The organism is Pseudonocardia ailaonensis, assembly GCF_039531635.1.
Classification (GTDB): Bacteria; Actinomycetota; Actinomycetes; order Mycobacteriales; family Pseudonocardiaceae; genus Pseudonocardia; species Pseudonocardia ailaonensis.
The window spans coordinates 22,265-46,573 of record NZ_BAAAQK010000018.1; the positions used below are offsets into that span (position 1 = coordinate 22,265).

The 24,309-nt window shown below is 70.5% G+C and carries 23 protein-coding genes and 5 pseudogenes; 9 read left to right on the forward strand and 19 right to left on the reverse strand.

What is annotated here, in order from left to right:
- Nucleotides 1–17 precede the first annotated feature (17 nt).
- The 4 genes and pseudogenes from ABD324_RS22400 to ABD324_RS22415 form a co-directional block, all read left to right on the forward strand.
- Nucleotides 18–908, forward strand: a complete 891-nt coding sequence (locus ABD324_RS22400; RefSeq protein ID WP_344420423.1) for an MBL fold metallo-hydrolase — start codon at nt 18–20, stop codon at nt 906–908.
- Nucleotides 909–1,040: 132 nt separating this feature from the next.
- Nucleotides 1,041–1,793 (forward strand): CoA transferase subunit A, encoded by a 753-nt coding sequence (locus ABD324_RS22405; RefSeq protein ID WP_344420426.1) that lies wholly within the window; start codon nt 1,041–1,043, stop codon nt 1,791–1,793.
- Nucleotides 1,790–2,458, forward strand: coding sequence for a CoA transferase subunit B (locus ABD324_RS22410; protein WP_344420429.1), 669 nt, complete (start codon nt 1,790–1,792; stop codon nt 2,456–2,458). The genes ABD324_RS22405 and ABD324_RS22410 overlap by 4 nt, the downstream gene beginning before the upstream one ends.
- A 136-nt stretch (nt 2,459–2,594) precedes the next feature.
- A pseudogene (locus ABD324_RS22415) lies at nt 2,595–2,915 on the forward strand (transposase); the annotation flags it as partial.
- Nucleotides 2,916–3,039: 124 nt separating this feature from the next.
- Here the strand turns inward: ABD324_RS22415 and ABD324_RS22420 are convergent.
- Nucleotides 3,040–3,966: a ketopantoate reductase family protein gene (locus ABD324_RS22420; protein ID WP_344420431.1), complete on the reverse strand. Its 927-nt coding sequence runs from the start codon at nt 3,964–3,966 to the stop codon at nt 3,040–3,042.
- Nucleotides 3,956–5,356 (reverse strand): NADP-dependent oxidoreductase, encoded by a 1,401-nt coding sequence (locus ABD324_RS22425; protein ID WP_344420433.1) that lies wholly within the window; start codon nt 5,354–5,356, stop codon nt 3,956–3,958. The genes ABD324_RS22420 and ABD324_RS22425 overlap by 11 nt, the downstream gene beginning before the upstream one ends.
- A 460-nt stretch (nt 5,357–5,816) precedes the next feature.
- Between ABD324_RS22425 and ABD324_RS22430 the strand changes: the two genes are divergently transcribed.
- The 4 genes from ABD324_RS22430 (at nt 5,817) to ABD324_RS22445 (ending at nt 9,664) form a co-directional block, all read left to right on the forward strand.
- A complete protein-coding gene (locus ABD324_RS22430; RefSeq protein ID WP_344420436.1) occupies nt 5,817–5,984 on the forward strand; it encodes a hypothetical protein in 168 nt (55 codons plus the stop codon).
- On the forward strand, nt 5,981–7,441 hold the full coding sequence (locus ABD324_RS22435) for an MFS transporter (protein WP_344420438.1): 1,461 nt from the start codon (nt 5,981–5,983) through the stop codon (nt 7,439–7,441). Before ABD324_RS22430 ends, ABD324_RS22435 begins: the two co-directional genes overlap by 4 nt.
- A gap of 473 nt (nt 7,442–7,914) precedes the next feature.
- Nucleotides 7,915–8,751 carry an oxidoreductase gene (locus ABD324_RS22440; protein ID WP_344420441.1) on the forward strand — a complete coding sequence of 279 codons (837 nt, stop codon included), beginning with the start codon at nt 7,915–7,917 and terminating at the stop codon, nt 8,749–8,751.
- Nucleotides 8,752–8,821: 70 nt separating this feature from the next.
- Nucleotides 8,822–9,664, forward strand: coding sequence for a helix-turn-helix domain-containing protein (locus ABD324_RS22445; protein ID WP_344420444.1), 843 nt, complete (start codon nt 8,822–8,824; stop codon nt 9,662–9,664).
- On the opposite strand, the gene ABD324_RS22450 is transcribed toward ABD324_RS22445, so the two are convergent.
- The 14 genes and pseudogenes from ABD324_RS22450 to ABD324_RS37375 form a co-directional block, all read right to left on the reverse strand.
- Complete coding sequence (locus ABD324_RS22450; protein ID WP_344420447.1) at nt 9,653–10,012, reverse strand: ketopantoate reductase family protein; 360 nt, start codon at nt 10,010–10,012, stop codon at nt 9,653–9,655. The two genes, ABD324_RS22445 and ABD324_RS22450, sit on opposite strands and share 12 nt — an antisense overlap.
- A gap of 164 nt (nt 10,013–10,176) precedes the next feature.
- Nucleotides 10,177–10,344 (reverse strand): annotated as a pseudogene (locus tag ABD324_RS37365) (2-dehydropantoate 2-reductase N-terminal domain-containing protein); the annotation flags it as partial.
- Nucleotides 10,345–10,819: 475 nt separating this feature from the next.
- Nucleotides 10,820–11,149 (reverse strand): zinc-binding dehydrogenase, encoded by a 330-nt coding sequence (locus ABD324_RS22460; protein WP_344420450.1) that lies wholly within the window; start codon nt 11,147–11,149, stop codon nt 10,820–10,822.
- Nucleotides 11,110–11,604, reverse strand: a complete 495-nt coding sequence (locus ABD324_RS37370) for an alcohol dehydrogenase catalytic domain-containing protein (RefSeq protein WP_425565881.1) — start codon at nt 11,602–11,604, stop codon at nt 11,110–11,112. Before ABD324_RS37370 ends, ABD324_RS22460 begins: the two co-directional genes overlap by 40 nt.
- 12 nt (nt 11,605–11,616) lie before the next feature.
- Complete coding sequence (locus ABD324_RS22465) at nt 11,617–12,540, reverse strand: PDR/VanB family oxidoreductase (protein WP_344420453.1); 924 nt, start codon at nt 12,538–12,540, stop codon at nt 11,617–11,619.
- A 31-nt stretch (nt 12,541–12,571) separates the two neighbouring features.
- The gene (locus tag ABD324_RS22470) at nt 12,572–13,618 is read right to left on the reverse strand and encodes a Rieske 2Fe-2S domain-containing protein (protein ID WP_344420456.1); all 1,047 of its coding nucleotides are present in this window, start codon (nt 13,616–13,618) and stop codon (nt 12,572–12,574) included.
- Between the two features lie 38 nt (nt 13,619–13,656).
- Nucleotides 13,657–14,967 (reverse strand): MFS transporter, encoded by a 1,311-nt coding sequence (locus ABD324_RS22475; RefSeq protein ID WP_344420459.1) that lies wholly within the window; start codon nt 14,965–14,967, stop codon nt 13,657–13,659.
- Between the two features lie 73 nt (nt 14,968–15,040).
- Nucleotides 15,041–15,490 (reverse strand): (2Fe-2S)-binding protein, encoded by a 450-nt coding sequence (locus ABD324_RS22480; RefSeq protein ID WP_344420462.1) that lies wholly within the window; start codon nt 15,488–15,490, stop codon nt 15,041–15,043.
- Entirely contained in the window at nt 15,487–16,287 is an 801-nt protein-coding gene (locus ABD324_RS22485; protein WP_344420465.1) for an FAD binding domain-containing protein, read from the reverse strand. The genes ABD324_RS22480 and ABD324_RS22485 overlap by 4 nt, the downstream gene beginning before the upstream one ends.
- Entirely contained in the window at nt 16,284–18,485 is a 2,202-nt protein-coding gene (locus ABD324_RS22490; protein ID WP_344420467.1) for a xanthine dehydrogenase family protein molybdopterin-binding subunit, read from the reverse strand. Before ABD324_RS22490 ends, ABD324_RS22485 begins: the two co-directional genes overlap by 4 nt.
- Nucleotides 18,486–18,488: 3 nt before the next feature.
- Nucleotides 18,489–19,292 (reverse strand): enoyl-CoA hydratase/isomerase family protein, encoded by an 804-nt coding sequence (locus tag ABD324_RS22495; protein WP_344420469.1) that lies wholly within the window; start codon nt 19,290–19,292, stop codon nt 18,489–18,491.
- Nucleotides 19,292–20,065, reverse strand: coding sequence for a cyclase family protein (locus ABD324_RS22500; protein ID WP_344420472.1), 774 nt, complete (start codon nt 20,063–20,065; stop codon nt 19,292–19,294). Before ABD324_RS22500 ends, ABD324_RS22495 begins: the two co-directional genes overlap by 1 nt.
- Nucleotides 20,066–20,120: 55 nt before the next feature.
- The gene (locus ABD324_RS22505) at nt 20,121–20,945 is read right to left on the reverse strand and encodes a LacI family DNA-binding transcriptional regulator (RefSeq protein ID WP_344420474.1); all 825 of its coding nucleotides are present in this window, start codon (nt 20,943–20,945) and stop codon (nt 20,121–20,123) included.
- A gap of 45 nt (nt 20,946–20,990) precedes the next feature.
- Nucleotides 20,991–21,155: pseudogene (locus ABD324_RS37375) on the reverse strand (LacI family DNA-binding transcriptional regulator); the annotation flags it as partial.
- Nucleotides 21,156–21,329: 174 nt separating this feature from the next.
- On the opposite strand from ABD324_RS37375, the gene ABD324_RS22510 reads away from it, so the two are divergent.
- A complete protein-coding gene (locus ABD324_RS22510; protein ID WP_344420477.1) occupies nt 21,330–22,436 on the forward strand; it encodes an IS630 family transposase in 1,107 nt (368 codons plus the stop codon).
- Between the two features lie 656 nt (nt 22,437–23,092).
- Here the strand turns inward: ABD324_RS22510 and ABD324_RS22515 are convergent.
- The 3 genes and pseudogenes from ABD324_RS22515 to ABD324_RS22525 form a co-directional block, all read right to left on the reverse strand.
- Nucleotides 23,093–23,544 (reverse strand): annotated as a pseudogene (locus ABD324_RS22515) (transposase); the annotation flags it as partial.
- Nucleotides 23,545–23,738: 194 nt separating this feature from the next.
- Nucleotides 23,739–23,984, reverse strand: a pseudogene (locus ABD324_RS22520) (SUMF1/EgtB/PvdO family nonheme iron enzyme); the annotation flags it as partial.
- Between the two features lie 16 nt (nt 23,985–24,000).
- A complete protein-coding gene (locus tag ABD324_RS22525) occupies nt 24,001–24,261 on the reverse strand; it encodes an SUMF1/EgtB/PvdO family nonheme iron enzyme (RefSeq protein ID WP_344420480.1) in 261 nt (86 codons plus the stop codon).
- Nucleotides 24,262–24,309 lie beyond the last annotated feature (48 nt).

Genomic DNA, 24,309 nt, shown 5'->3' on the forward strand with positions numbered 1-24,309 from the left:
CTCTAGATTGGCTCGTCATGCGGCAAATTGGCCCGAACTCCCACGCGGAGTTCTATTTCCTCGGGTGCAATCCCGGGTACGTGATGACTTCAGAAGGCGCGCTCCTGATCGACTCGCCCCAGCGGGGAATAGACGCGCTGCGCTACGCGGAGGCGATCCGCGAGTCGGGACCCATCCGACACATCGTGAACACCGAGGCCCACGGTGACCACGTGTGGGGGAACTCGTTCTTCAAGGACGTGCCGGTGGTGGGGTCGAGCGCATTGCGACGCGAGTTCGAGAACACCTGGTCGGGGTTCGGCGGTCCCGCGGGGCGGCTGGACCGTATGAAGACCGGCGAGGCGTGGCTGGGCGACCCGGAGAGCGTGTGGCTGATGGAGCAGCCGGACTTCGCGCCGCACCCGCCGACCACGACGTTCGACGACGAGCTGACAATCGAGCTGGGTGAGCACACCATCCACTGCCTGCGGATGCCGGGGCACACGCAGGGGCAGACGTCGGTCTACATCCCGGCGGAGGGTGTGGTCTTCACGGGCGACACGATCTTCCACCGGTGCCGCACGTGGCTGCACGACGCAGAGCCCTGGCAGTGGCTTGATGCGCTCGACCGCCTCGCTGAGCTCGACGTCGAGACCATCGTGCCCGGCCACGGCGAACCGTGCGGCAAGGAATACCTGTCGGTCCAAGCACAGGTCATCCACGACTGGCTCGGGGTCATCGGTGGGTTCTTGACCGCGGGGATGACCGAGGACGAGGTCGTCGCACAGGAGACAGACGCCTGCGCGGAAGCCGACCCCTACCCGATGGCTCAGCGACTCTGGGAGCTGCGGAACGAGCTGACCGAGCTCAACATCCGCAACCTGTACCGGCAGGTCGCTGCACGGGAGTCTGCGATGTCACCCGGTTAAACCTTGCGCGCGTCGTAAATCGACGCGCCGACGCGGGCCAAGGTTCCGATGCTGGGCTGCGGGAGCTCGTCGCCCTCCGCCGACGCAAGCTCCTGCAGCCCGGGCCACCCCGAAGACCGAAGGATTGTGTGCATGGACAAGGTGATCGACGCCGATCAGGCGTTGGCCGACATCCGGGACGGCGCGAGTCTCGCCGTCGGCGGGTTCGGCCTCTGCGGAATCCCGTCAAGCTTGATCTACACACTGCACCGCGCAGGGGTGGCGGACTTACAGGTGGTCTCCAACAACTGCGGCGTCGACGACTGGGGTCTCGGAATCCTGCTCGGCGACAAGCGGATCAGCAGGGTGACCGGCTCGTACGTCGGGGAGAACAAGGAGTTCGCTCGTCAATACCTCTCCGGTGAGCTCGAGGTCGAACTCTGCCCCCAGGGCACACTCGCCGAGCGTCTTCGGGCCGGAGGGTGCGGGATCCCAGCATTCTTCACGCCAGCGGGCGTCGGCAGCCAGATCGCCGACGGTGGCCTGCCCTGGCGCTACGCCGCCGACGGGACCGTCGCCATCGCCTCGCCGCGCAAGGAACAGCGTGAGTTCGGTGGCGTGGTACACGTACTCGAGGAGGCAATCGTCACGGACTTCGCATTGGTCTCCGCGGCGACGGGCGACCGGCACGGCAACCTCGTGTTCGACAAGACGGCACAAAACTTCAACCCCCTATGCGCAATGGCGGGACGGATCACCGTAGCGGAAGTTGAGGAACTCGTGGAGCCCGGCGAGATCGACCCGGCCCAGGTACACCTGCCCGGGGTGTTCGTTCAACGCGTTGTGCACGTGCCCGATGTCGAGAAGCGGACCGAGAAGACGACTGTCACGGAGGTTGCATCATGAGCTTGTGCCGTCATCAGATGGCTGCCCGTGCGGCGATGGAGCTGCGAGACGGTCAATACGTAAACCTCGGGATCGGGCTGCCAACGCTTATTCCCGGTTTCCTTCCCGAAGGCAGGCACGTTGTTCTGCACAGCGAGAACGGAATCTTGGGTACCGGGCCGTACCCGGCACCGGGCACGGTTGACCCGAACCTGATTAATGCGGGAAAGGAGACAGTGACGGTCCGTCCCGGCGCGTCGTTCTTTGATTCGTCGCTGTCCTTCGGGATCATCCGTGGCCGCCACCTTGATGTCGCCGTTCTTGGTGCCATGCAGGTTTCCGAGCGCGGTGACCTGTCGAATTGGGCCGTGCCTGGGAAGCTGGTGAAGGGCATGGGCGGGGCGATGGACCTCGTCCACGGAGCCCGTCGGGTAATCGTGCTGATGGAGCACATGACCAAGGACGGCTCGTCGAAGATCCTGCGCAAGAACACGCTCCCCTTCACCGGCCTCGGCGTGGTCGATCGGATCATCACCGACCTCGCGGTGATCGACGTGACGTCGGACGGACTGGTCCTCGTCGAGACCGCGCCCGGAGTGACCGAGGACGAGGTGAGGAACTCGACCGATGCGCCTCTTACCACCGCAACCGCTGAGGCCTTGAACCCTGGCCCAGGTCGATGGTAGTAGCTACTTCGCCCTGAAGAAGTAGCGGGGCGTCAGGCCGCTGACCTGCGGAGATGCCTGACGCGCCTTCAGTGTCGAGGGTGAGATGCGCGGAAGAATGGCCTTGTAGCTCGGTGAGCTGGGGAAACGAGGCCTGATGCTGCGGACACGCGCGGTCGAGGTGAGCTTGCGGGAGGCGGTGCTGCCCGAGGAGGTCCTGCGGCTGCCCGAGGAGCTCGCCCGGGTCGATGGGCTGCTCGATGATCCGGTGTTCTTCGCCCCGTTCGTGCCGTTCTTCGACCCGGCTGGGTCGGCCGTCCACGCCGATGGAGGTCTACCTGCGGTTGATGTTCCTCAAGTCCGCTACCGGCTCGGCTACGAGTCGCTGTGTCGCGAGGTCTCGGACTCGATCACCTGGCGGCGGTTCTGCCGGATCCCACTCGACGGCGAGGTTCCGCATCCGACGACGTTGATGAAGCGCCCATCAACGCGCCTGTCGGTGTGTACACAGCGCGCGGAGCCAGGCTGTCGGGCGCGGCCGACAGCTTGGCGCTGCACGCGCGCCTGGCCGCCCGACCGGAGTCACTGACGCGGACGTGCCGTCAGCTCGGCGACCGAGTGGCCTCGTGAACCCGCAGCCGCACGAGCGCCGCATCGAGCAGGCCCGGTGACGGGTCCTGACGGCGAGCGACCAGATCGCCGAGGACGTGCTCGGCCTCCGTACGGTTGCCGGCTCGAAGATCCTGCAGCAGGGACGGGACCAGGGCGGAGCCCGGCTCGGTGATCGTGCGGCGGGCGGCGGCCAGCGCCTCCTCTTGCTGCGGAAAGCCCTGCGTTGCGGCGATCGCCGCGGCCTCGGCGACGAGCCGCTCGGCGATCCAGGAACCACCCGCCGCGACGAGATCGCCGACTGAGCCACCCACCAAACCGGTCGCCCCGGCCGCGGCCGCGATGAAGACCCACTTCGCCCACATCTCCGCGACGATGTCGGGCGAACGGTGCAGAGTGAAGGCGGGGCAGGTCAGGAGCGCCTCGATCGCGTCGACGGGGACGCGGAGCGGCCCGCGGTCGCCGAACGTCAGCCGGGCGGAGCCACCGTTGTGCCGGATCGTGCCGTCCGCGTCACGGCGGACCGACAGGAAGCAGGTGCCGCCGGCCACGGCCTCGGCCCCGAACCGGTCGTCGAGCACGTCGAGCTGGCGCAGCCCGTTGAGCAGCGGCAGCACGACACCGCCCCTGTGCACCACGGGGTCGAGGTCCCCGATGAGCCCGTCGAGGTCAAACGCCTTGCACGCCATCAGGACTAGTGCGAACGGCTTCGCCGCTCCGAGCTCGGACGCGGTGACGGTCCGCGGCCGGGCCACCCGCACGGGTGCCGATGCGCTGTCCACCGACAGACCTGCCGCGCCGGCTGCGCGCCGGGCTGGACGTACCAGGAAGGTCACGTCTCGCCCGGCCGCGGCGAGCTGGGCACCGAAGAACGAACCGATCGCCCCCGTCCCGGCGACGAGGATCCGATCAGGGGACACGGAGGACGATCTTTCCCCGGGTGCGCCCCGAGTCGATGAGCCGGTGCGCCTGCGCCACCTCGTCGAGGTCCAGGACGCGGGTGAGCACCGGCCGCAGCGCTCCCGCGTCGATCAACGCGGCGATTTCGGCGAGCCGGGGGCCGTTCGAGTCGAGCACGAAGGTGTGCGCGGTGATCCCGAGCTCGGCGGCCTTCGCCTCGTCGGGTGTGCCGGCGATGGTGACCAGGGCGCCGCCCGGGACCACGACGCCGTAGGAACGCTCGAGGGTGTCTCCCCCGACGGCGTCGAGCACGACGTCGGCGAACCTACCCCGCGCCGTGAAGTCCTCGTTCCGGTGGTCGACGACCTCGTCGGCACCGAGCGATCGTGCGAGCTCGATGCCGTCTCCCGAAGCCGTGGCCACGACCTTGGCGCCGCGATGGTGGGCAAGCTGGATCGCCATCGTTCCGACGCCCCCGGCTCCGGCGTGGACCAGGACGGTTCCGCCCGACTTGAGCCCTCCGAGGTCGAACAGCGCCTTCCATGCGGTGAGCGTCACCAGCGGGACGGCCGCGGCGGACTGCAGCGAGAGGGTGCGTGGGGCTGCCGCGATCTCTCCCTCCTCGACTGCGAGGTACTGGGCGTAGCTGCCGTCGCGAGCCAGGGACGGGCGGCCGTAGACGACATCACCCACCGACCATGCGGTGGTCGCAGACCCTGTCGCGACGACGGTGCCCGCGAAGTCCCAGCCAGGGATCCACGGCAGCGGGCGGTCGGAGACCGCGAACACGCCCTGGCGGACAAGTGAGTCGACCGGGTTGACCGCGGCCGCATGGACCCGCACCAAGACGTCGCCCGGGCCCGGATCCGGGATCGGTGCAGTCTCCACGGCCAGCTTCGACTCGTCGCCGAAGCCATGGATCCGTACGGCCTTCATCTCCCTGTCGGACATCGCTCTCTGCTCCTCTTCCTTTGGGGTGTTCACCGTGGTGGATGGTCGAGTCGGTACCGATGCTGCGGTCAGCGCTGCTTCGACGGCCTGTTCCAAGCAAGCTGCCGCGTTGGCCGGCTGATTCATGGCGTCGTGAGCGACCGCGGACAGAGCGGCGTGGAGGCCCTCGACGAAGGCTTCGCTCGCCACGAGAGCCTCCGACGCGGCCCGCCGCCGGCGGGTCTCACCCAACCGCGCCCGAAGGCGCTGCACCAACCAGAGCGACCAATAGATGTCACCCAAGCCGTCCGGCCGCGTCGAGAGGCCCGACGCGACGTAGGCGGTCCTCTCGAACTGCTCGACGACTGTGCCCGGATCAGCGTGGCGCGCAACCTGTGCGGAGTACTGGAGGGCGTTCCCCTCGGCAGCACCGCCGGCCTGCGCGGCCCGTCGCAGCCGGTCTTGCTCGCTGTCCAGCATCAGCCTTCTCCCCATTCGGACCGATCGCTCGAGGCTGACGGTAGGAGCGATCTCCTGCGGGTGGGTAGGTGAAGTGCACCCACCCTTCGGATCGCTCCGGAGTGCAGCCCTGGGACTCGGGTCTGAGTAGGTCGCCCGAAGCGCTCCCGACGCCGCAACACCTTGGTGGCGGTGGCGAACCCGCACAACGCAACGCCCAGGTGCAGTACACAGCCGTCCTGGCCAGGCTGAACTCGACGATGCGGCCAGGCTGCGCCTGGTCCGGTTGAGACTTCGCAGCAGGACGCGGGTGGTCCGGCGCTCCGGCGCGGTGGTCAGACCGCCATCCTGATCGGGTGGACGCCACCGCTTCTCGCTGAGGGTGTGAGGGGTGGGTGCAGCGCACCCTCCCGGCCCGGCGGTCCGCCCTGCGAATCTTGGTCCTCGAACTCAGCCATGAGCCATCAGCACAGTGCAGCGGGTGACCTGTGAGGTCGCTGAGAACGACCGGCTCGCGGCCGAACCGGCCGAGAATGCGCCCTACGACGGAAGCATCACGATGACCATGAGACTGGCCACGGCCGTGGCCCCCGGTGCGCAGGACGTCAACTCGTCCCTGCTCCCACCGACGGCGGGGATGGCGCAGTGAACGGCGACGAGTCTGCCTCGGCGGGGCGCTCTTGGCTCGGGGTCGCCACCCTGCTGGTGGGCACGCTGCTGCCGCCGCTGGACTTCTTCATCGTCAATCTCGCCATGCCCTCCATTCAGGACGAACTCGGCGGTGGGGACCTGCTGGGCCGGCAGGTCGTGGCCGCCTACGCGGCCACCTACGCCGTCACTCTCATCCTGGGCGGTCGGGTCGGCGACCTCTACGGACGCCAGCGCGTGTTCGTCGTGGGTGTGGTCGGGTTCGCGGTGGCTTCGCTGCTGTGTGGCGTGGCACCCGAACCCGACGTGCTCATTCTCGGACGGATCCTGCAAGGCGTCACCGCGGCGTTGATGGCACCGCAGTCCCTCGCTCTCATCCGGGCCAGTCTGAGTGGCCGGCAGCAGAGCCTCGCCCTCGGCTTCCACGGCGCCGTGTTCGGCCTCGCCGCCGTCCTCGGCCAGTCCCTAGGTGGCCTGCTGGTCGCCGCTGACGTGTTCGGCCTCGGCTGGCGCGTCATCTTTCTAATCAACCTACCATTCGCGGCCCTCGCCGCCGCAGGAAGTGTCGTGCTCCGTGCGCGACGGCCTGAGCGCACCGAGCTCCTCGACGTCGTCGGGGCAGTCCTGCTGTTCGTCGGCCTCGCCGGGATCGTGGTGCCGCTGGTGGAAGGCCATGCCCTGGGCTGGCCGTGGTGGTGTTGGGTCGTCCTCGTCGCCGCCGGAGCGACGCTGGCCGGGTTCTGGCGCCGACAGCATCGCCTCGCCGCCGACGTCGTGGACGGCGCCGCCCTACGGGTCCGACCCCTCGTCCCTCCGACTGCGGTCAGCGCTACGGGGGTTCGTGGCGGGCTCGTGGCGTTGCTGCTGTTCTATTCGATCACGGCGTTCTTCCTGGCCTTCTCGACTTACCAGCAGGCTGCTGGTCGAACTCCCTTCCAAGCCGGTCTGGACATCCTGCCGCTGGGCGTCGGCTTCCTCATCGGGCCGCTGACCGTCCACCGCCTGGCCGGCCTGCTCCCTCGTGGCGTCGCGGTCTTGGGCCTGTGCATGGAAGCGGCGGGCTTTGTGGTCTTCGCTGCTCTGGCCGTTGCCGTCGGACACACGGCGTGGACCGCCGTGCCGTTGGCGGTCATCGGATTGGGACAAGGGTTGGCCCTCCCCTCGCTGGTCCGTCTCACCGTCGCCCGCGTTCCCGGCCGCTACGCCGGCCTCGCGAGTGGACTCGTCAACGCCACCCTGCAGATCAGCGCCGCCCTGTCCGTGGCGATCGTCGGGACGGTGTACTTCGCCCTCGCCGACGCCTCGGGGCAGACAACCGCGATGACCGCTACCGCCTTGATCATCGCAGCGCTGCTGCTCACTGCCGCGCTGATGGCGCGTTCGGTCGCGGCCGTCCCCGCCGCGGGGGACAGTGATGAGCCCACCAGCGCACCGGCCGCCGCGACCAACGAGAGATGAGACTCCTCACCATCTCGCCGATGGGCCCGCCTTGCGCCGCAGGCGTGACTGCGGTCGGCGGCCATGTGGCTCGCAACTCAGACCGAGGCTTGGTGGCGATGGCAACGCCCGCGTCGAGATGGCCGTCATATGGCCCGGCCGCCCCGTTGTTCGCGTCAGGGAGCGACCAGGTCCAGCGACCGTACCGGGGACCGCTGACGCCGGCCGTTTCGTAGCCGGGCGCGAATGACGACTCGGTTGATGACTCGGGTGCGAGGTCGTGCTCGCGGGTCGGGTTGGTTCGGGTCGACCATGTCAGGCCCAGGAGGGCTACAGCGTCGACTCGGGAGCGGTCGACGCAGCGGAATCCACCGGTGCCGAGACCAGAGTGGGTGCGGCACAGCCTGGGATGAACAACCTGGTGGCTCTAGCGTCGACGGCATCGAAAGGGCGGGCGAGCAAGCCCGCCAAGGCAACGGAAGGCGGTACGCGTCATGTCGCGCAGGTGGCTCATCACAGGATGTTCGGGCGGGCTCGGACGGGTCCTCGCCGAGGCCGTGCTGGACCGCGGGGACCAGGTCCTGGCCACGGCCCGCGATCCGCGGTCGCTGCCGGACCTCGTCTTCCGGTACCCGCAGACGTGTCGCGTGACGGCCCTCGACGTGACGAAGGAGGGCGACGCGGCGGCCGCGGTCGCCCTCGCCGAGGCCGAGTTCGGCGGGCTCGACGTGCTGGTCAACAACGCCGGTCACGGCATGCTCGGGGCGGTCGAGGAGGGGACGCCCGAGGAGTATCGCCCGCTGTTCGAGACCAACGTGTTCGGGGTGATCGAGACGACCCGGGCCGCCTTGCCCGCGCTGCGCAAGAGCGGCGGTGGTCGGATCGTCATGATGTCCTCCGGCGCCGGGATCGCCGGTATCGCAGGCGACGGCTACTACAACGCCACTAAGTTCGCGGTGGAGGGCCTGTCCGAGGCACTCGCCCAGGAGGTGGCGCCTTTCGGGATCGCGACGGTCATCGTGGAGCCGGGGCCGTTCCGCACCGAGTTCCTCGGACGGTCCATGCGGATGGCCGCGGCCGAGATGCCGGAATACGCCGCGACGGCCGGGCTGCGCCGCGTGTACCGGGCCGACCATGACGGACAGCAGGTCGGTGACCCCCGGAAGGCGATCGACGTCGTGCTCCGGGCGGTCGACTCGGAGAAGCCCCCGCTGCACCTCCCCCTCGGTGACCGGGCCTATACGCTCGCGCGGACGAAGTTCGCCGCCTTCCTGAAGTCGATGGACGAGTGGGAGCCGCTCGCCCTCAAGACCGCCTACGACGAAGCCTGAGCTGGCCCCCGTCCCCGACGGGGTGTCCCGCACCCTCCCGGAGCGCGGACCGGCCGGTTACCGTCGGGACATGGACCGAGGCAACGCATTGGGTGAATTCCTCGGCGCTCGTCGGGCGCTGGTGTCCCCGGCCACCGTCGGGCTGCCCGAGGACGGCACCCGGCGGGTCCCGGGACTGCGCCGCGAGGAGGTCGCACTGCTGGCCGGGGTCAGCACCGACTACTACGTCCGCCTCGAGCAGGGCCGCGAACGGCACCCGTCGCAGCAGGTGCTCGAGGGCCTGGCCTGCGCATTGCGGCTCGACGAGGACGCCGCCGCACACCTGTACCGGATCGGCCTGCCCGCCCAGCTCGCGATGGCACCAGTCACCACGGCGGTCGCAGCGCCGCTACGGCAGCTCCTCGACCAGATGCACGCTGTGCCGGCCTTCGTGGTGGGGCCCGGCCAGGACGTCCTCGCCGCCAACGCTCTCGCCGAGGTCCTCTACCGGGCCTTCGCGCGCTTCGACAACCTCCTGCGGATGATCTTCCTGGATCCGCACGCGCGGGAGTTCTACGCCGACTGGGACCAGGCCGCACGGGTCGCGGTGCGCAACCTCCGCGCGTCCACCGCGGTGCCGGACCAGCGTACCGAGCAGATCGTCGGCGCTCTGACGGTACGCAGCCCCGCGTTCGCCTCGCTCTGGGCCCGCTACGAGGTGAGGCCGCGCACGCAGGAGGACAAGCACTTCCACCATCCCGACATCGGTGAGATCCGCCTCCACTTCGAGAAGCTCACCATCGCCAGCGCGCCCGGCCAGCACCTGTCGGTCTACACGGCGGAACCGGGCTCCGCCGCGGCCGACGGCCTGGCCCTGCTCACGAGCCTGGCCGCCGACCGGGTCACGAACGCGGACGTGGGATCAGCGGGCTGAGCGGAGCGCTTCGTGCACCCGCAGCCGCACGAGCGCCGCGTCGAGCAGGCCCGGTGTGGGGTCCGGACGGCGGGCGACCAGGTCGCCCAGGACGTGCTCCGCCTCCGTGCGGTTGCCCGAGCGGAGATCCTGCAGCAGGGACGGGACCAGCTCGGAGTCCGGTTCGGTGACCGTGCCCCGAGCGCGCGCCAACGGCTCCTCACGCTGCGCGAAGCCCTGTGCTGCAGCGAACGCCGCGGCCTCCGTGACGAGCTGCGCGGCGATCCAGGAGCCGCCCGCCGCGACGAGCTCGCCGACCGAGCCGCCCACCAGGCCGGTCGCCCGGCCGCGGCCGCAATGAAGACCCACTTCGCCCACATCTCCGCGGCGATGTCCGGCGAACGGTGCAGGATGAAGCCGGGGCAGGTCAGCAGCGCCTCGATCGCGTCGGCGGACACGCGTAGCGGGCCGCGGGCCCCGAACGTCAGCCGGGCCGCACCACCGTGGTGCCGGATCGTGCCATCGGCGTCGCGGCGGACCGCCAGGAAACGGGTGCCGCCGGCCACCGCGTCGGCACCGACGCGGTCGTCGAGGACGTCGAGCTGGCGCATGCCGTTGAGCAGGGGCAGCACGACACCACCCCGGCGCACGACGGGTTCGATGTCCGCGACGACCGCGTCGAGGTCGAACGCCTTGCACACAGCAGGACCAGCGCGAACGGCTCCTCCGACCCGAGCTCCGCGGCGGTGACGGCGCGCGGGTGCGCCAGGTCGACGGGAGCCCGACGGACTGTCGACGGACTGGCCACTCGCGAGCGCCGCCCGCCGGGCGGGCCGGACCAGGAAGGCACGTCCCGCCCGACCGCGGCGAGCTGGGCACCGAAGAAGGAGCCGATCGCACCGGCACCAGCCACCAGGATCCGATCAGGGGACACGAAGCACGATCTTGCCCCGGGTGCATCCCGAGTCGATGAGCCGGTGGGCCTCCGCCACCCGGTCGAGGTCGAGCACACGGGTGACGACCGGTCGGAGGTCGCCCGCGTCGACCAGCCGGCGATCTCGGCGAGCCGGAGACCGTTCGAATCGAGCACGAAGGTGTGCACCGTGATCCCCAGCTCAGCGGCCTTCGACTCGTCCGGCGCACCAGCGATCGTCACCAAGGTGCCGCCCGGAGCCACTACCCCGTAGGAGCGCCCCAGAGTCTCTCCCCGACGGTGTCGAGCACGACATCGGCGAACCGCCCGCGCGCCGCGAAGTCCTTGTTCCGGTGGTCGATCACCTCGTCGGCACCGAGCGACCGCGCCAGCTCGATCCCGTCCCCCGACGCCGTGGCCACCACCTTGACGCCACGGTGGTGCGCCAGTTGGACCGCCATCGTCCCGACGCCCCCTGCGCCGGCGTGGACCAGGACGGTCCCGCCCGGTTCCAGACCGCCGAGGTCGAACAGGGCCGTCCCTGCGGTCAGGATCACCAGCGGGACGGCCGCGGCAGCCTCCAGGGACAGCATGCGCGGGGCGGCGGCGATCTCCCCCGCGTCGACCGCGAGGTACTGGGCGTAGGTCCCCTCCCGAGCCAGGGAGGGGCGGCCGCGACGACATCACCGACCGACCAGGCCGTCCTCGCGGACCCCACGGCGACGACCGTCCCCGCGAAGTCCCGGCCCGAGATCCACGGCAGCGGCCGGTCCGAGACCGCGAACGCGGCCTGCCGGACGAGCGAGTCGACCGGGTGACCGCCGCCGCGTGGACCCGCACCAGGACGTCCCCCGGACCCGGCTCGGGGATCGGCGCGGTCTCCACCGCCAGCACCGACTCGTCGCCGAAGCCGTGGATCCGCACGGCCCCCATCCGATCGCCTGACATCGTGGTGACACCTCTCCGTTCTCGGGGACCGGAGGGCCGACCCCGACGTGCCGGTCCGACGGTAGGAGCCGACGGCGACCCAGAGGTGGGTGCGTCGCACCCACCCGCGTGCTCAGACGTCGATCACGAGGAACGATCCCGCGGCGCGGGAGCAGCAGACCATCATCGTGCGGTCGGCGTCGTGGCGCTCGGCACTCGCCACGGTGTCGTTGTGCGTCACCGCGCCCTCGAGCACCCGCACCTCGCAGGCACCGCAGGTCCCCTCCTCGCACGAGTACTCCAGGTCCACCCCGGCCTTCAGACAGGCGTCGAGCACGCTGGTCTGCGGGTCCACCTCGACGTCGACCGCCGATCGGGCACACCTCACGGTGAAGCGTCCGGGGGACGAGAGCGGCGCCCGCGCCACGAACCGCTCCACGTGGACCCGGTCCGGGTCCCGGCCCGCGCAGGCCGCCTCGAACTCCTCGAGCATCCCCTCGGGGCCGCAGCAGTACAGGTGGGCGTCCGCGGGCGCGGCCCGCACGACGTCGGCCACCGCGGCCGCCGCCCGCCCGCCGGGGTGGAGCACGACGGCGGCGTCGCGCTCCAGCTCGGCGCGCGCCAGCATGTCCTGCAGGCTCCTGGCCCAGTAGTGCAGCGACACCCGCCCGCCCGCCCGCCGGACGGCGCCGAGCATGCCGAGCAGGGGCGTCACCCCGATGCCCCCGGCGAGCAGGAGCACCTCCCCCGCGGTCCCGTCCAGCGGATGCAGCGGGAACGTGGTGCGGGGTGGGGAGACCGCGAACTCCGCGCCCACGACGCTGCGGTCGTGCAACGCCACCGAGCCGCCCCGACCCGCCGGGTCCCGTTTGACCCCGATCCGGTACTCCAGCGGATCCTCACCCACCGTGAGCAGCGAGTACTGCCGGATCAGGCCCGGCTCGACCTCGACGTCGAGATGGGCCCCGGGCTCCGCCGCCGGCAGCGGGCCGTCGACGCCGACGAAGGTGTAGACGTTGATGTCGCGGGCGCCGTAGGTGATGGACTCCAGCCGCACGCGCAACCGCGCATGACCGTTCGGCGCCACCTCAGATGATCCCGTACGAGATCTTCTTCGACCGCAGGTACTGCCGGTACCGCTGCCCCATCAGGTCCGTCCGATGGTGCAGCTCGAAGCGCAGGTCCGCGGGGATCCGCTCCGGACGCTGCCGCTCCACGATCTCCTGGTCCTCCGTGAACACCACGTGCAGCCGCGCCCGGACCTCGTCGTCGCTGGGTCCGGGACGCATGGTGAAGGCCGCCACCACCCGCAGGACGCACTCCTTCTCGCTCACCGGCTGGATCGTCATGAGGTTCGTGTAGAAGTGCTCGGTCCCGGGGACCGGGTTCCAGTCGGCGTCCGCGTCGACCATCCGCTTGCGCAGGTGTCCGACCAGCGGCCGGTGCACGCTGTAGGTGTAGTTGCTGATGACCGGCACACCCCTGGCGTCGCCCTCCGGCTGGCGCACCGCGATCTCGGAGGACACCAGCCCCTCCTCCGAGACCTCGACCTCGTAGGGCGGGATCACGTCCGGCGCGTCGGCGTTCCCGTTGGTGCCGTTGTGCACGAAGGGGAAATGGGTCGCGTCGAGGAAGTTCTCCAGCGACCGGAAGCCGTTCGCCCGGAACTCCCAGGGACCGCACACCACGGTGTGGTAGCTCGGGTCCGACCACTCCGCGAAGGCGGGAACCGGCGCGGTCGGGGTACCCAGTGTGGTCCACACCAGGCCGTACCGCTCCTCGACCGGGTGCGGGAACGTGCGTGCCTTCTTCATCGGCCGGTCGGCCGGAGCCGCGGGCATCAGCGTGCACCGCGCCGAGCCGTCGTACCGCCACCCGTGGTAGGGGCAGACCACGTGGTCGTCGCGGACCCAGCCCTTGGAGAGCGGGGCCCCGCGATGGACGCACAGGTCTTCCCAGACGTGCAGGACGCCCCGGGTGTCCCGCCACGCGACGAGGTCTCGTTCCAGGAGCCGAAGTGGGTAGAGCGTGCCGGACGTGAAGTCACCGGTCAGCCCGATCACGTGCCACTCGTCGAGCATGGCCGGGTCCTTGCAGCCGGCGTCGACCGTCAGCGGAGGGTGGGCGAGGGTCATGAGAGGTCTCCCGTCTGGAGCTGGGTGTGGTCGCGGGATCAGGACAGCGTGATGCCCTTGGTCTCCGGACTGAGCAGGGTGGTGACCACGCCGACCAGCACGAGCACGACCGAGTAGAGGGAGAAGACCCACACCAGGTCGTGGCTGCTGAGCCAGGTCAGGACGTAGGGCGCGGTGCCACCGAAGATCGCGACGATGAACGAGTAGGGCACCCCGATCCCGGAGGCCCGCACCGCGGTCGGGAACAGCTCGGCGAAGTAGGCGGGCATGATCCCGACGAACGCGCCGAGGAAGAACAGCGCGACGACCATGACCGCGAACATCCGCCACGCGGAGTCGTTCAGCAGGGCCACCAGCGGGAAGGACAGCACGAGGAAGGCCACGCCGTAGGTGAGGAAGATCGGCTTGCGGCCGAACCGGTCGGAGAGCCTGCCCCACAGCGGCAGCGTGGCCATGAACACGAGGTTGGCCGCGACCGTGGCCCAGAGCGCGCCGGTGGCGGGCACCCCCTTGGTGGTGATCGCGAAGCCGGACAGCCCGATCGCCCAGGTGTAGTAGACGACCGTGCTGGCCAGGCTGAACCCGACGATCCGGGCGAGGCTGCGCTTGTTCTGCCCGAGGCCCCGCAGCAGGTCGCGGAGGGTGTGGCGCTCCGGGGCGGTGGTCGGACCACCGTCCTGCCCGGTGAACGCCTCGGTCTCGGGGAGGGTGCGGCGCAGGTAGAGGCCGACCAGCCCGAGCAGCCCGCCGATCAGGAACGGGATGCGCCAGGCCCAGCTCTGCAGTGCCTCGGCGCCGAACAGGCTGCTCGCGCCCGCCCCGATCAGCGAGGCCAGGACGATTCCCGCGGTCACCGACACGTAGAGGCTGGTCGACCAGAGCCCTCGGCGGGCTCGCGGCGCGATCTCGGCGATGTAGGTGTACGACGCGGCGATCTCCCCGCCGTGGGCCAGTCCCTGGGCCAGTCGGGCGAAGACGAGGATCACCGCCGCCCAGATCCCGACCTGCGCGTGTGTGGGCGCGACGCCGATCACCAGGCTGCCCGCCGCCATCAGGATCATCGAGCTGGTCATCGAGAAGCGCCGGCCACGACGGTCGGCCAGCCAGCCGAACACGAACCCGCCGATGGGGCGCATGATGAACCCGACCGCGAACACGGCGAGGGTGGACAGCAGCGCTCCGGTCGCCCCGTCGTCGACGAAGAACTGCTTGGCGAAGAACGTCGCGAAGATCGCGTAGACGCTCCAGTCGTACCACTCGAGCGTGTTCCCGACCCCTGCGCCGAGCAGCGTCCGGAAGGTGCGTGGGGGTGCGCTGGCGGTCTGGGTGTCCTGGCTGGGTGCGGACATGGGCCCTCCTTTGGGCATGTCGGCCTGCCACCGCGGCCGGGTGCCGCGGTGGTGCAGTGCGTCCTGACGGTGTCTAGAGCCCTGCCGCGCGCCGGACGGCGCGCACGGCGTTGACGTAACCGGTGCAGCGGCACAGGTTGCCGCTCAGTGCGTCACGGATCTCCGCGTCCGTGGGCGAGGGGTTCGCGTCGAGCAGGGTGACGGCGGAGAGGATCATCCCGGGCAGGCAGAATCCACATTGGAAGGCGTACTCGGCCATGAAGGCCTCCTGCACGGGATGGGGTTCCGCTTCGGTGCCGAGCCCGGCCAGGGTGTCGACGCGCGCACCGTCGGCCCTTCCCGCGAGCACCAGGCAGGTCTTCACACACCGCCCGTCGACGACCGCGGTGCAGGTCCCGCAGTCCCCGTTGCGGCACCCGGCGCGCACGGCGGTGCTGCCCAGGTCCTCGCGCAGGACGTCGACCAGGGTGTCCTCGGGATCGGCGTCGACCTGCACGGTCACGCCGTCCACCTGCAGTCTCATCGGATCTCCTCGGCCTGCTCGACGGCGCGCGCGGCGATCTCCGGGGCGACGCGTCGGCGGTACTCCCACGGCGCCCGCAGATCCGTCCAGCGGTGCTCGGCCCCGAGCGCGGCGAGGTGATCGGCCACGGCGGACCGGACCGACGCGCCGTCCGTCGCCGCCCCGGGGATCGGGACGACCTGCGGGGTACCGGCCACTCCCCCGAGCACGACCCGCCCGGGGACGGCGGCAGCGGTCACGACGGGCCAGGAGGACTCGGCGAACTTGTGCTTGACGTACCCGTTGGTGCCGGGGCTCCGCGGGATCCGTACCCCGACGACGAGCTCGCCGGACGCCAGATCGGGTGTCATCGGGCCGGCCAGGAACCGCTCCACCGGCACTCTCCGCGTTCCCGCCGCGCTCCGGACCATCACCTCGGCCCTGAGCGCGACGGCGGCGGCCGGCACGTCGGACTGCGGCCGGGCCGCGCAGAGCGCACCGACGAGCGTGCCCTGGTGACGGATCTGGATCCCTCCGGTGATCCCCGACGCAAGCCGGTGCAGCAGCGGTAGCTCACGCCGCACCACGGGCGAGGTCAGGAGCTGCTGGTAGCTCACGAGGGCTCCGAGCTCGACCGACGGGCCGTCGACGATCGTGTCGAGGCCCGCCCGGCCGAGGTCGACGATGTCGGCGGGAACGATCTCGCCGCGCACCAGTGCCGGCACGCACAGGGTGCCACCACCCACGACCAGCGGCTTCTCGCTCGCGGCCAGGGCCGCGACCGCCTCGTCGACCGTTCTGGCGAACGTCGTGCTCATGGCTGTTCCTCCGGCAGCAGGGCCAACACCGCGGGCGGGTCGAGCGGTGTCGACGTGACCTCCCGGCCGCCCCGGCGGGACAGGGCGTCGTCGACGGCGTTGGCGACGGCGGCCAGCGCTCCGCCGACCCCGGCCTCTCCCGCGCCCTTGGCGCCCAGCAGGGTGTGCGGCGCCGGCGTCTCGTAGTGGCCGATCACGAAGTCCGGCAGGTCGTTCGCCCGCGGGGCGAGATACTCCTTGAACGAGGAGGCCCGAGGCGCCCCGTGCTCGTCGACACGGCTCTCCTCGGACAGCGCCAACCCCACGCCCATCGCCATCGCGCCCTGCAGCTGGCCCTCCACCAGTACCGGTTCGATCACCCGGCCGCAGTCGTGCACGGCCGTCAGCGAGCGCAGCCGGACGCGGCCCGTGGCCCGGTCCAGGTCGACCCGCGCCACGTACGCGCCCGAGGAGAAGTACGGGTAGCTGTAGCGATAGTCCGGGTCCGCGGGCGGTTCCGGCCGGTACTCGCGCAGGTGCTCCAGCCGCCCGTACCGACGGAAGGTCTCGGCGTCGATCGTGTCCACGCCCAGGGAGTCGAGCGTCGTGGCCAGGTCACGGGCGGCGAGGACCACGGCCGCCCCGCCGACCGCGACGCCCCGGCTGCTGGCGTTGCCGGTGCCCGGCGGGCACAGGTCCGTGTCGCCCTGGACCACATGAACCTGCGCCGCTGTGATCCCGAGCTCCTCCGCGGCGAGGCCGGCGAGCGCGGTGTCGTTGCCCCCACCCGGGTTCGTGACCCCGGTACGCACCTCGACCTGCCCGTCCGGCCGCAGGAGCACGGCCGCCGCCTCCGGCGCCGCCACGGTCGGGGTGACACCGGGGCCCAGCCGTCCGGCGGCGTGGCCGCCGCCCTCGGGCGTCACCTCGACGGCGATCCCGACGCCGTCGGCCTCGGCGCCCTCGTCGAGGGCCAGGACCTGCTCCAGGACGGCCGGGAGGTCCCCGCTGTCGACCCGGTAGCCGGAGGCCATGCGGTGCGGGAGGTCCTCGGGTCGCAGCAGGTTGCGGCGGCGCACCTCGGCGGGAGCGAGCCCGGTCCGGCGGGCGACCATGTCCATGATCCGTTCCATGACGAACACGGGAGCCTCCTTCCCGAATCCCCGGCAGGAGTGCCAGGGCGCCACGTTGGTCGCGACGACCCGGGACCGGACGTCGAGGTGGGGGACGCGGTAGGCGGTGGGGAACGCCGCCACGCTGACGAACGCCTGCCGCCATCCGGGCTGGACGGCCTCGGCACCGACGGGGATGACGATCCGGTCCCGCAGCGCGAGGATCCGCCCGTCGGCTGTGTGGGCGACCTCGACCTCGTGGAGCTGCTCGCGGCCCCCGCCGAGGAAGCACTCGGCACGGGTCTCGATCCACTTCACCGGCCGCCCACACAGGATGGAGAGCAGGCAGACCAGCGGCTCCTCGACGGGACCGGTCATCTTGAGGCCGAAGGCTCCGCCGACGTTCGGCACCACGACGCGGATCGCGTCGACCGGCAGATCGAGCACCTCGGCGAGCTCCGCGCGGAGCTGGAAGGGCTGCTGGTGTGCGGCGTGCACGGTCAACCGGGCGCCGTCCCAGTCCGCGACGTAGCCCCGCGGCTCGATCGGGGCGGTGCTGCTGCGGCCCAGGGCGAACTCGGTGCGAATCACGTGCTCGGCGGCGGACAGCACGCGGCCCGCATCCCCCGCCACCGTCTCGTTCTCGGCGATGACACGGCTGGGGTCCGGGTCGGCGAGGAAGGCCCGCGCGTCGAGCAGCACGGGCAGGTCCTCGTACTCCACGACGACCGCCGCGGCCGCGGCGCTGGCGGCACGCCGGCTCTCGGCCGCGACGACCGCGACCGGCTCCCCGACGTAGCGCACCTCCTCGACCGGCAGGGCCTCCAGCACCGCCCGCCGGCCGCCGATCAGCTCGGGATCGCCGAACTGGTACGGCAGCGGGCGTAGGTGCAGCGAGGCCTCCCGGCCCTCCAGCACCCGGACCACACCGGGCACGGCCTTGGCCGGGGCGGTGTCGACCCGCCGCAGCCGGGCGTGTGCCCGCGTGCTGCGGACGACCGCCATGTGCAGCAGCCCGTCCGGCCGGATGTCGTCCACGAAGAGCGCCGAGCCGCCCGCGAACGCGAACGCGTCCCGCTTCGGCCATCGGGCACTCGTCGCACTCATGGGTCAGCCGCTCTTCATCCGGGCCATGCCCTCCAGAGCCAGGCCGTAGCCCAGCAGCCCGTGCAAGCGCTGGCGGAGGTCCTCGGTGAGCACCGTACGGGTGTAGCGGCGGACCAGCCGGGGCTGCCGCAGCAGCAGGCGGGCGAGCTCGCGAGCCCGCGGGAGCAGCTCCTCACGCGGGAGCACCTCGTTGACCAGGCCGATCTCCTTGGCCTCCGCCGCATCGACCTGCCGGCCGGTGTAGAGGAAGTACTTACCCCGGGTCGGCCCCATGAGCAGAGGCATCAGGATGTGCATACCGTCCCCGGGCACCATCCCGCCCGAGAAGTGCGCGGTGTCCTGGAAGAAGGTGTCCTCGGTGGCCAACACGATGTCACTGACCAGCGGGATCTCGGCGTGCCGCACGGCGGGACCGTTGATGGCCGCGATCACGGGGGCCTCGATGGCGAGCAGGTTGGGCAGCAGGTGCTTGCCCTCCCACTGGATCGGGTCGTAGATCTCGGGCGTCATGGTGCGCCGGTTGGGGTGCTTGCCGGGCTCGATGGCGGGGCCGCTGAAGGCCTCGCCGGTGCCGGTGAGGATCACGACGTCGTTCTCGCGGTCCCGGCCGATCTCGAGGAAGGCGTCCTCGAACTCGTTGTGCGCCAACAGGCTCCACTGCAAGGGGCCGCCGTCGCTGTGGAACGCGACCTCCAGGATCCCGTCCGTGCGCTCCATCCGGATCGTCTTGTAGCGGTCCTTGTAGGAGTCGAAGGACGTCGGCTCCCGGTCCAGGTGCGACATCGCTCGGGCATGGTCGGTCGTCATCAGTCCTCCAGAATGGCGACGGCGCGGGTCCAGCCCGCCGACGCCGCGTGGATCTTCACCGGGAAGCAGGACACGGTGAAGCCGTGGTCGGGCAGCTGGTCGAGGTGGCGGAGCTTCTCGATCTGGCAGTACTCGGTGTGACGGCCCGCTTTGTGCCCCTCCCAGATGATCGAGGCGTCCTTGTCCCGGGCGTAGCGCTCCACGACGTAGGAGAAGGGGGCGTCCCAGCTCCAGGCGTCCGTGCCGACGACCCGGACGCCCCTGTCGCACAACCACAACGTCGCCTCGCGTCCGAACCCACAGCCGCTCTGCGCGTACTCCGCGGTGCCGAAGCGCGCGCCGGCGGAGGTGTTGGCCAGGACGATGTCGCGGGGCTGCAGCTCGTAGTCGATGCGCTTGAGCTCGGCCTCGAGGTCGGCGGCCGTGACGATGTAGCCGTCCTCGACGTGCCGGAAGTCGAGCTTGACGGCAGGCCGCAGGAACCAGTCCAGCGGCATCTCGTCGATGGTGCGCGGCCTGCTGCCGTCCTCCATCCGCGACGAGTAGTGCCACGGCGCGTCGACGTGGGTCCCGTTGTGGGTGGACAGGTGCACCGTCTCCAACGCGAACGCCTCGGAGTTCGGCAGCTCTTCGGGCCGTAGGCCGTCATAGCGCCGCTGCAGCATCGGCAGCGTGTCCTGATGGCTCTTGTACTCGATCTCGAACTCGTAGCCCGGCGGGTCCGACGGGACCCCGTTCTCGAGCGTCATCGAGATGTCGACGATGCGGGTCATCGGTGACTCTCCTCTTCGGTGACGCTGGAAAGCTACGAGCGGGCCCGCCACGAGGTCAATCGTTTGATATCAAGGGCGCGGTCGACTCGCGGCGCACCAGCCGAGGTGGGTCGGGGACCACCACCCGGCGCGGCTCACCCCCGTTGACCAGGGCCAAAGCCAGCTCGACGGCCTCCGCACCCAAGAGCTCGGTCGGCATGGCGACTGCCGTGAGCCGCGGGACGAGGTAGTCGGCGAGCTCGTCGTTGTGCAGTGCCACGACGGACATCTCCTCCGGGACGGCCAGCCCCGCGTCGTGCAGACCGGCGAGGACACCAACCCCCATGGGGAACGTCCCGGCAACCACGGCGGTGGGCCGCGGCTCTCGGGCCAACGCCCGCCTGACGCCGTCGAACCCGGCCCGCTGGTCCCGCTCCGCCATCTCCACCGCGCACCCTCGCACCCCACGCAGCTCGGCCTCCGCGAAGAACCCCCGCCGACGCCGCACCATCGTGTCCAGACTGCTCGGCCCGAAGATCCCGCACACCCGACGGTGACCCAGCTCGGCCAGATGCGCCACGGCCACCGCGGACGCGTCTGCGTCGCGCAGCACCACGCTCGCCGCCACCCCCCGCACCTGCCGGTTCACCAACACCACCGACTGCGGCACCTGGTCCACCAGCCGCCGCAGCGCGCGGTCCTCGATCCGCCCGGACGAGACCAACAGCCCGTCCACCCGACCATGCATGAGCATGTCCGTGATCGTGTCGTGCGGGTCACCCGCCGCGTGGGTCCCGAGGACCAGCCCGTAACCGTGCCGGCCCGCCCGCTCCTCCACGCCGTGCGCGATCGAGGAGTAGACAGGGCTGGAGAAGCCCGGCAGCAGCAGGCCCAACGTCATGGTTCTCGCGTTTCGCAGGCCTCGCGCTGCTGCGTTCGCGCGATATCCGACCTCCTGCGCGGCCGCCCGGATCCGCTCCCGTGTCTCTGCAGAGGCGAAGCCCCTCGGATCGTTGCGCAGAACCCGGGAGACCAAACTCGCGTCCACCCCGGCGATCCGCGCGACGTCCGCCAACGTCGGCCGTCGCCGCGGTTGATCCACTGATGGCACCCCCGTCGGTCAAGCAGACTAACCGCCGCCCAGCGCATCGACTCAGACCGCTGACGTCGCCGGTCGGTACGACCGGACCATCGTCACCGTCCGCCACCACGAAGGCGCCAGCGCGCGTCAAGGGCACACTAGTGTCCTGAGTCGTTAAATCGCTGTCGGTTGTTAGGCTGCGGTATGGCGACTCGGGGACCGAAGCCTGCGGTGATCGAACTGTCCGACGACGAGCGTGTCCAGTTGGAGTCCTGGGCTCGTCGTCGGACCAGCGCGGCGGGGTTGGCGACGCGGAGCAGGATCGTGCTCGCCGCCGCCGAGGGTGGGTCGAACACCGAGATCGCGGCCCGGCTCGGGGTGCCGCGCCCGACGGTGACGACGTGGCGGTCCCGGTTCGCGGCCCGCCGCTTGGACGGGCTGCTCGACGAGCCCCGCCCCGGTAGGCCCCGCACCGTCACCGATGAACAGGTCGAACGCCTGGTCGCCGACACCCTCGAGTCCACCCCGGTCGACGCGACGCACTGGTCGACCCGCTCGATGGCCGCCCGTCAGGGCATGTCGCAGACCACGGTGTCGCGGGTGTGGCGGGCGTTCGGACTGGCCCCGCACAAGTCCGACACCTGGAAGCTGTCCAAAGACCCGTTGTTCGTGGACCCGTTGTTCGTGGACAAGGTCCGCGACGTTGTCGGCCTCTACCTGAACCCGCCCGAACGCGCCCTGGTGCTGTGCGTGGACGAGAAGACCCAGATCCAAGCCCTCGACCGCACCCAGCCGGTGTTCCCGATGCTGCCCGCCACCCCGGCGCGGGCCAGTCACGACTACGTCCGCAACGGCACCTCCAGCCTCTACGCCGCCCTCGATATCACCACCGGCAAGGTCATCGGCTCCCTACACTCGCGGCACCGCGCCGTCGAGTTCGGCAAGTTCCTCCGCACACTGGACCAGCAGGTCCCTGCCGAGCTCGACGTGCACCTGGTCCTGGACAACGCCTCCACCCACAAGACCCAGACGATCCGCAGATGGCTCGCCGTGCACCCCCGTTTCGTCCTGCACTTCACCCCGACCAGCAGCTCCTGGCTCAACCTCGTCGAACGCTGGTTCGCCGAACTCACCACCAAGAAGCTGCAACGCTCCACACACCGCTCCGTGGCCGAGCTCAACGCCGACGTCAAAGCCTGGATCAACACCTGGAACGACGACCCCAAGCCCTACGTCTGGACCAAGACCGCCGACGAGATCCTCGACAGCGTCGCCAACTACTGCAAACGAATCACTGACTCAGGACACTAGTCCGTCTCCCCTCCCTCTAGCAGCAGTTCGTACTCCATCAAGGCGAATGACAACTGCGGTCGGGGCGTACGACTCACCTGCCAGGGACGGTTCGGTCATGCCTCGGGCGCGACAGATCGCACCCCCTCCCAACGAGCACGATCAGCCATTACAGTAACGTCGAGACCGTGATAGAAACGAATGAAGTCCGGATCAGTAGAAGCAATGGGGCGACGTTCTCCCTGGAACCGATCAGAAATCTCGGAGAAAGTGGGCCCGCGACCAGACGGCCATCCTGGTCGGCTTCGCCGCGGCATACAGCGAGACGAAGCGCGCCGCCTCAGTCGGAAAGTCCGATATCGAGCCACGGCAAGCAACCGACCCCGTATCCTATTCTTTCGCCGACCAGTGACGCCGTGACGGCACCGGCGCCCTCAACTCCGAAACCGAACCGACGCGCCCCGACGTCGTGAATGCACGACCTTGACCCGGATTGTGCGGATTTCGCGGACGCGGGATGGACCTCCCAGCGCGGCGACGCCGGGCGACCGGCTCCGCGGGCTACCAGGATGCTGCAGCACGCGGAGGAATCCGTGCTCGGCCAACGTCTGCAGAGCGGGCTCCAGGTCGGCGACCTTGCCGAAGCGTAGGCGGGAGAGGGCAGAGAACGCCTCACGGCGGGTTCGGTCCCATCCGTACTGCCGTTTGAGGGTGCTGATCCGGGCCTCACTGCCGGTGCGCCACTTGATGTTCCGACGAAGCGCAGGGCGATGCTCGAGTGCCTGGCGGGCTTGGCCGGGTCTGCCCTTGCGGGGGATCGCGACGGTCCGGACGCCGAGCTCGTGCAGGCTGTTCTCGACGCGGGCTTCGCCGTAGCCGCGGTCAGCGGTAACCGTTCGGGGTCGGCGCCCGGTTCTGGCGATGACCGGGTGACCGCGGGGACGAGCTGTGGGGCGTCGGCGGGGTTGCCGCGTTCGACGGTGTGGTCGAGAACGATCCCGTCGTCGTTGTCGAGGACCTGGGCCTTGTAGCCGAGCCGCGGTGCAGATCGCGGATTACGTGTCCGGGCGCCGCCAGCGGATCGTCGCTCACCTCGGGTCGGCGCACAGCGAGGTCGAGCTCGGGCTGTTGATCGCTCGGGCCCAAGCCATGCTCCTGGAGTCGCACTTCGGCAGGCACGGCGACGCGTTCAAGTCCGACGTCCACTCCCAGACGTTGCCCGCCAGGTCGAACAGGCCGTAGCCGTTGGCCGGGAAGGTGCGCACCGGCGTGGTCCGCCGCTCCGCCGGGCGCTTGAGGTTCTGCCAGGGGAAACTCGCCGATCCAGAAGTTCGCGAGCTGCGAGCCGTAGGGGGCGAGCTGGTCGGCCCAGGCGTACAGCGCGCCGTCGAGGCCGCCGCGGGCCGCGAACTCCCACTCGGCCTCCGTGGGCAGGTCCTTGCCCGCCCACTCGGCGTTGGCCACCACGTCCTCCCAGCAGAGATGGGTGATGGGGTGCAGCTCCCGCCCGACGACCTCGGTCAGGACCCCTCGGGGTGCGCCCAGCTCGCGCCTGGCACGTACCGCCACCAGGCCTTCTAGTCCGTCAGGTCCACCGGGCCGCTGGTCGGGGTGAACACCAGCGAGCCGGGGACCAGCAGCGACGGGTCGAGATCCGGGTAGTCCGCGGGGTCCGGGCCCGCTCCGCGACCGTGACGTACCCGGTGCGCTTCACGAAGCGGCGGAACCGGATCGTCGTCACCGGCGTCTCGTCGATCCAGAAGCCGTCGACGGTCACCTCACGGACCGGCCCCTCCTCGGGGTACTCGGCGAGCTCGGACCCCATCCGGAAGGTGCCGCCCGGCACCCACACCATCCCCTAAGCCGGGGGCGCCTGGGTCTGCACGCTGATGCA